Origin of the sequence: Streptomyces sp. 8K308, assembly GCF_004348315.1 — a bacterium.
GTDB lineage: Bacteria > Actinomycetota > Actinomycetes > Streptomycetales > Streptomycetaceae > Streptomyces.
This window is the reverse complement of the sequence record NZ_SMKC01000393.1, coordinates 1-6,193: the sequence shown is the minus strand read 5'-3', so window position 1 is coordinate 6,193 and position 6,193 is coordinate 1. Positions and strand designations below refer to the sequence as shown.

Genomic DNA, 6,193 nt, shown 5'->3' with positions numbered 1-6,193 from the left:
GGCGTGGGTGGCCGACCAGGCCCACGGGACGGGAGACGCCGATGCGTACCCGTCTGGCGCCGTCCGAGAAGTGCACCACCGGCTCCGTGGCGGGTGGGGGCAGCCCGACGGCCTGGGTGAGGGTCTCGTGGAGTACCTGGAGGCCGGCTTCGCGCAGTGGCCAGGGTTCGTGCTCGACGGGTGTTTCCCAGATCGCGCCCAGCCGGCGGGTGAAGGCCCGCCAGCGGGACGTGAGCCACACGTCCCGTCGGGTGGGCGTGATCGGCTTGCCGGGGCGGACGGCCAGGTGGAACGATGGTCCCCCGCCCCGTCGGGAGCCGGCGTACGAGACGACGCCTTCGCGTTCCGAGAGGCGCTGCCGTCCGGTGTGGTAGGGGGCGCCCACCGCGCGAGCGGCCAGCATCGCGGGGCAGTTCACTTCGATGGACAGGAACCACAGTCCGTCGCGCCCGTCTGGCCGGCGCACGTAGGTGCGCAGATTGGTCTCGGCGAAGGACGGTGGGCCGGGCATGGCGGCTGGGACACCCGGCGGTCGCACGTCGGCCATGACGAACGGCGTGAGGCTCACCCACGCGGCTCCGTCGTACGTGTCAACGACCAATGGCTCGGGTACCAGGCGCTGGACCTGGTCCGGGGGGAACCTCCAGTGGACGAACGTCTGCGTCAGCCAGCCGGCTCTCAGCGCGGCGGCGCGCAGGCGCCGCTCCGGTCCATAAGAGACCACGCCGACCGAGTGCCCGGCGAACCGTCCACCAAACCCGGCCGGGGCGGCGGCCCGGCCGGCACCCGGGCGGTCTTGACCGCGCTACCCGCGCGTAGCGTCATTCTGTCGCCCACCTGCCGACCGGCGGCGAGGACGGCGTGGTCTCCCTTGGGCAGGCGCCGACATGATCGGGAAGCCGGTCACTGCGATTCGACGGCAGTCTGATGTAAGTCATCCACGCCGGGCTCCTGGTCAAGACCCTGACCGCGCCGATCCCGCATCAGCGGCGCGCGAAGCTCTCCGGCGCCCGCGTCACCACCACGCCGCTGCCCCCGCCTCCGTCGCAACCACGCCAGGCGGCCACCGCGTCGGAGCCGACGACACCTTCGTGATCGCCCGGCAGAAGCTCCGTCCGGGCGTCGCGCATGCCGGTGAGACCGTCACCGTGGTCATCGAGGAGACCTGCTTCCGCGTCCTGTCCGGCCCGAGACCGATCCGTCAAGCACCACCCCGGACCTCACATCCGCCAAGCACTCACGGGCCGGTGAGCAGGGTGTGCCTCATGGCACTCGTCGGTCCCCGGATCGGGCGGTGTGAACCGGTGACCACCGAAAGAGCAACCCGAAGGCGGCACACGCGCCGGGACGCACGCCGCGGCAGTGTCGCGGAGGTGGGAGCCTGCGGGGAGGACGCGGCCGCGCCCCGCTGACGTCTTGGGCGCGCCGTCAGGTGCCCGGCCGGATGACCGCGCGGACGCAGCCGTCCGTCTTCTCCTTGAACATCTGGTAGGCGCGCGGCGCCTCGTCCAGGGACAGGCTGTGGGTCGCGAGGTGTGAGGTGCTCAGCTCACCGGCGGCCAGGTGGTCCAGCAGCATGGGGATGTAGCGCTGGCCGTGCTGCTGGGCGCCTCGCAGGGTCAGTCCCTTGTTGATCACCGCGCCGAGGGGGAACTTGTCGACGGCGCCGGCGAAGACGCCGAGGATGAAGACCGTGCCGCCCTTGCGGCAGGCGTGGATGGCCTGCCGTACGGCGGTGGGACGGTCCGTCTGCAGCCGCAGTTGCTGCTTGACCTGGTCGTAGAGGTGCACGGGGCTGTCGCTGTGGGCTTCCATGCCGACTGCCTCGATGCACACGTCGGGGCCTCGCCCACCGGTGCGTTCGCGCAGCTCCGCGCCGACGTCCGTGGCCGTGTAGTCGATGACCTCGCTGCCGACGTAGCGCTCCGTCATCTCCAGACGCTCGGGGACGCGGTCGATGGAGATCACACGTTCCGCGCCCAGCAGGATCGCGGCCCGCGCCGCCATCTGCCCGACGGCCCCGCACCCCCATACGGTGACGACGTCGCCCGGTTTCACGCCGGCGAGGTCCGCGCCCATCCATCCGGTGGGCACCGAGTCGGACACGAAGAGGGCGCTGGTGTCGTCGACGCCCTCCGATACCGGGAAGGCGCCGTGGTCCGCGAAGGGGACGCGCACGTACTCGGCGTGGCTGCCGCGCAGTCCCCCCATGGCGTGGGAGTAACCGAAGATGCCGCCGGTGTCCGCGCCGAAGAGGGCTTGGCCGATGCCCGGATTGGTGTTGGTGTTGTCGCACAGGGACCACAGGTCGTGCGTGCAGTACCAGCAGCGGCCGCACCCGACGAAGGAGCAGACCACCACGCGGTCGCCCACCCGATGCCGGCGTACCGCCGCCCCTACCTCCACGACTTCCCCGAGGAACTCGTGGCCGATGACGTCCCCGGCGCGCATGAAGGGGATGTAGCCGCCGATGAGGTGGAGATCGGAGCCGCAGGTCGTGCCGGCGATGAGCCGCACGATGACGTCCTGGTCATTGCGCAGCACGGGGTCGGGGACCTGCTCCACCGACAGTTTGTTGACGCCTTCCCAGCACAGGGCCTTCACAGCACTCCCTCCCCGTTCGCGCGCCGGCTCAGCAGTCCGACGAGTTTCCCGCCTGGGGTGTCGCGTGTAGTGGGAGGCGCGTCGGGTTGCAGCACCTCATCGGCCTCCAGCAGCGACTTCACGGCACGCAGGGCACGACGCAGGTCCTGGCGCGGGTCGTCGCCAGCGAGCCGTGCGGTCATCGAGCGCGTGGACTGTGACTGTGGGCCCTTCAGGCGCACCGCGAGTTCCGTTCCGCGATCCCCCGGTGCCGGACGGATCCGCGTCTCGATGCGTTCGCCGTACTCCCGCAGCGGCGGCGGCAGCTTCTCGGGGGACAGCTCCTCCCGCCCACAGTTGATCGTCACCGTGAGCCATCGATCAGAGTCGGCCGGGGCCGTGGGGCGCGCTTGTACACGCCGCGCGACGACCACGGTTCCGGCGGCCAGCCCCGCGGCGGTCGCCCACAGCGATTTCCGAGAGATCATCATCGGTCACCTCCTGGATGCCGGCAGTGGTTCGCCGGGTCGGCTGCATAGAGACCGGCGCATCCGATGAGCGCGGGTGCCCGGCGGGTACCCAGACTCCGTCGTGCCATTGCTCCAAGCCGGCCGATGACCATTTCGAGTTCTCTGGAGACGGTCACGACCGGGCGACCGCCGGCCTGGGGCAGTCGGCCGTTTCCCCTGCTATGGCGCGCCGACACCGAGAAGCCCCGCCAGACGTTCCTCGCCGGCGCCAGGAAATCCTGGACACCTTCGGCGACCTCATCGACCAGACCGGTTGTCGGCTGCTCGGACGCGCGGAGGACGGCGGGGAGCCCCGCGCAAGCCGCCTCCTGCACCGGCCTGGCGTCCGGATCCCGGCTGGCGGCAGCTACCGCTGTTCGCACAGATCCCCCGTGACTACAGCCGGCTCGCCCTGGCCGACGCCGACCTGGCCAGCCCGTGGCTAGCCTGGGCAAAGTACCTTGCCCACCGGTTCGCCGAGACCCGCGGCTGGGGGCGCAACATCCGCTTCGCCGTCAACCACGGCCTGGCCCTCGTCCTCACCGGCTACGTCGAGGGCGACGTCATCCGGCACACGGAGATCTTCGCCCCCGCTGCGGGTCCTGGACCTGCCGGTCGGCCACACCGTCACGGTCCTGGACGAGATGGGGATCTTCGAGGACGACAGCGAACCCTCTTTCGAACGCTGGCTCGCCGAGAGGCTGGAGGGTCTCGCATCCGGCATCCGCTCGGAGGCCGAGCGCTGGACCCGCGTCCTGCGCGACGGCGGCCCTCGCAGCCTCCCGCGACGGGAAGGCACGGTCTGGCTCTACCTCAACCGAGTCCGCCCGGCCCTGCTGGAATGGTCGAACCCCTACGACCACCTGCGGGAGGTGACCCGCGACGACGTCCTCACCTACATCAAGACACTGCACGGCCACCAGCGCCACGACCAACTCGTCGCCCTGCGCTCGCTGGGCCAAGCGGAATGGGCTGATCTTCCGCAACCCCACCAGTCGGATCAAGGTCGGGCAATACGAGTACGCCGTGCTGCAACCGCTCGTCCCAGAGCAGGTCGGCCGCTCCGTCGCGGCGGCCACCACCCCGGCAACGCGGCTCATCCTCGCCCTCGCAGCGGTCCACGCCGCCCGGGTCGCCCAGATCGCCAACCTCATGCTCGACGACCTCGACATCGGCAACCGTCGGCTGACCATCGCCGGACGTGTCCGCCCGCTCGACGACCTCACCCAGAAGCTGCTGCTGGACTGGCTGGAGCACCGGCGAAACCGGTGGCCGAACACCGCGAACCTCCACCTACTGATCAACAACCAGACCGTCCACTGGATCAGCGCCGCGATGCGCGGGCAGGACGCGACACTGGGACGGCTTCGCGTCGACCGCCAACTCGAAGAGGCCCTCACCCACGGGCCTGACCCGCTCCACCTCGCCGTGGTGTTCGGGCTCGACGAGAAGACCGCGATGCGCTACGCGGACTCCGCACGGGCGCTGCTGCACAGGCCGCTGAACAGCCAGGTCAGTGAAGTCTGCTTGACCGGTCCACGCCTTTGCTGAGGATGAGCACGCGAGGCAGAGTCAGCATCCGGGGCCGATCGGCGGAGACGACGTCAGGGCGAGGGCAGCGTTCCGCAGCTGGGCCGCCCACGTCTGCTGGTCAAGCCTCAAGGTGTACTCGATGCAGCAATCGCATTGCGGGATCAGCGCCACGAACGATTGCTCCGCCGCGGTCTCGACCTCCGTCTCCCACCAGTCGTCCGTCGCCAGGTCAGCGGGAATTATCTCTCCATCGATGAGCCTCGCCGCCATCCGGCGCAGAGCGTGGCGCCGTGCCAGGCTCCGACCGGCAACCCGAACCCCAACTCGGCAACTGCTTGCTCGAACGTCCCGAATATCGCGGGCATCCGCGTTGCGAGGCCAACCGGCGAGCTCGCACAATGTCGGGGTGTCCAGTCCGGCTGCGAGCGCCTCAGCAGCGATCATCGGCAGATCCTCCGAGCGTCTCTCATCCGCTTGATAACGGCACGCCACCTCACCAGAGATGTGAGCCCACTCTGCATAGAGGTTTCCGGTTCTGGTGTCGTTCCTTCTGCTCTCATGACTCCTACGGTGTCAGCGCCGTTTGCAGGGGTGGCACCCAGGGGCGGGCCCGCTCGACACCCACCCCGCGTATTCGCCGACACGAGAACACGACCGTCCATCCTCGGGTTCCCGCGAAAAGCCGTTCAGTTTCCGTGAACTCGCGGGCCCGCGTACAGGCCCAGCTCGCTCTCCAGGGCGGCGAACTTGTCACGGAACGCTTCGAGCGTGGCGCGGCGGAAGGCGGCGGTGGCGGTGAAGGCCGGCTCGCGGCCGACCCGGCGGAGCTGCTCAGCGATGGTGAGCCGCAGGATCGCCCAGGCGGTGGCCCTGGGGGACTCCTGTGCCATCAGCCAGGCCCAGTGGAGCGCCAGGCTCTTCATGACGTCCTGGACGACCTGGCGGGCCCAGGGCGGGTCATCCAGCTGGAGCTCGGCGTAGCGCTTGTAGACGCCGTAGTACTGCTGGTGGAAGGCCCAAAAGGAGTTCGGCAGCCGGACACCATCAGGCGTCACCGCTGCGGTCCCGGGCCGGGGTGGGGGCCGCCGCAGGCGGGGTGAGATCGTGCTGGCGCTGCGTGAGGTCGGCCATGCGCCGCTGGCGCCGAGGATCCGGCGGGCGCCGGTCTTCACGTCGGGACCGAGCCCGCAACGCGAGGATCAACGTCAGCACGCTGTTCGCGACATCGTGTGTCGTCACTCGGAGATACGTTCTCGAACTAGACGAGTTATGTCGAAGTCCTGCGGAGACGGGGTGAGGGTGTCCAAGATCCGGCTCTGGCCCGTATCCGGTGGTGGCGCTGTGTGGTGGTCACTGGAGGAGGATGCGGTGGCGGAGTAGGGCGAATCCGGCGCGGCCGTGCATCTGCCTCATGATTCGCTTGGTGCGTGTGTTGACGCCGTCGGTGCGGCCGTTGTGGTGGGGGAGGGTGAGTCCGGCGTCGACGGCGGCGCGGTCGAGTTCGAGGCCGTTCACGAAGGCGTGCAGGTGAGGTAGGTCGGTGGTGCGGACGGCGTTGATCCACTCGG

The 6,193-nt window shown here is 69.7% G+C and carries 6 protein-coding genes and 1 pseudogene; 1 reads left to right on the top strand and 6 read right to left on the bottom strand.

The window, feature by feature from the left end:
- The 3 genes from E1265_RS32230 to E1265_RS32220 all read right to left on the bottom strand — a co-directional run.
- A partial coding sequence (locus E1265_RS32230) for a DUF2071 domain-containing protein (protein ID WP_347877272.1) occupies positions 1-724 on the bottom strand: 724 nt, incomplete at its 3' end.
- Between the two features lie 704 nt (positions 725-1,428).
- Complete coding sequence (locus E1265_RS32225; protein ID WP_132934501.1) at positions 1,429-2,604, bottom strand: zinc-dependent alcohol dehydrogenase; 1,176 nt, start codon at positions 2,602-2,604, stop codon at positions 1,429-1,431.
- Entirely contained in the window at positions 2,601-3,074 is a 474-nt protein-coding gene (locus tag E1265_RS32220) for a hypothetical protein (protein WP_243741263.1), read from the bottom strand. The genes E1265_RS32225 and E1265_RS32220 overlap by 4 nt, the downstream gene beginning before the upstream one ends.
- 1,044 nt (positions 3,075-4,118) lie before the next feature.
- Between E1265_RS32220 and E1265_RS39940 the strand changes: the two genes are divergently transcribed.
- Positions 4,119-4,643 (top strand): hypothetical protein, encoded by a 525-nt coding sequence (locus tag E1265_RS39940; RefSeq protein WP_243741262.1) that lies wholly within the window; start codon positions 4,119-4,121, stop codon positions 4,641-4,643.
- Between the two features lie 21 nt (positions 4,644-4,664).
- On the opposite strand, the gene E1265_RS32210 is transcribed toward E1265_RS39940, so the two are convergent.
- The 3 genes and pseudogenes from E1265_RS32210 to E1265_RS32200 form a co-directional block, all read right to left on the bottom strand.
- A complete protein-coding gene (locus tag E1265_RS32210) occupies positions 4,665-5,069 on the bottom strand; it encodes a hypothetical protein (protein WP_132934500.1) in 405 nt (134 codons plus the stop codon).
- A gap of 242 nt (positions 5,070-5,311) precedes the next feature.
- A complete protein-coding gene (locus tag E1265_RS32205; protein WP_132934499.1) occupies positions 5,312-5,680 on the bottom strand; it encodes a hypothetical protein in 369 nt (122 codons plus the stop codon).
- Between the two features lie 295 nt (positions 5,681-5,975).
- Positions 5,976-6,193, bottom strand: a pseudogene (locus E1265_RS32200) (ISL3 family transposase); the annotation flags it as partial.